Origin of the sequence: Streptomyces sp. URMC 126, assembly GCF_051386555.1 — a bacterium.
Classification (GTDB): domain Bacteria; phylum Actinomycetota; class Actinomycetes; order Streptomycetales; family Streptomycetaceae; genus Streptomyces.
This window is the reverse complement of record NZ_JBPQTX010000665.1, coordinates 1-591: the sequence shown is the minus strand read 5'-3', so window position 1 is coordinate 591 and position 591 is coordinate 1. Positions and strand designations below refer to the sequence as shown.

Genomic DNA, 591 nt, shown 5'->3' with positions numbered 1-591 from the left:
CCCCCGCCACCCCGCCGTCGACGAAGCCCTGCTCGCCGACCTCTCCTCGGCCGCCCACACCGCCCTGCGCGCCCGCGCCGCCCGCGCGCTGCACGCCCAGGGCGCCCCCGCCGTAGCGGTCGCCGCGCACCTGCTGGCCGGTGGCCCGCTCGGCGAGAGCTGGGAGGCGCCGCTGCTCCGCGCCGCGGCGGAGGAGCACCTGGCGGCCGGCGACACCGACCTGGCCGCCCGCCACCTGCGCTGCGCCGTGCTGCGCGCGGACGACTCGCCGCAGGGCGTCGCGGACCGGCTGGCCGTCGTGGGCGTCGCCTGGCGGCTCGATCCACAGGGCGTCGTCACCCAGCTCCGGGCGCTCATCGGCCACGCCCGTACCGGCCTGCTGCCACCTCGCGCGACCCTCCACCTGATCCAGGCCCTGCTGTGGCACGGCCGGGAGGACGAGGCGGTCACGGCCGCCGAGGTGCTGCCGGCCGAGGACGACGATTCGCGGTACGCCACGGAGCTGGCCGTGACCCGGCTGCGGCTGGCCGTCACCTACCCCGGCGCGCTCCCCTGGCTGCCCGCCGTCCTCCGCCCCGCAGCCCCCGAAGC

1 pseudogene is annotated in these 591 nt (G+C 79.5%); it reads left to right on the top strand.

Annotated features, from left to right (window positions below):
- Positions 1–591 (top strand): annotated as a pseudogene (locus ACSNOK_RS33375) (hypothetical protein); the annotation flags it as partial.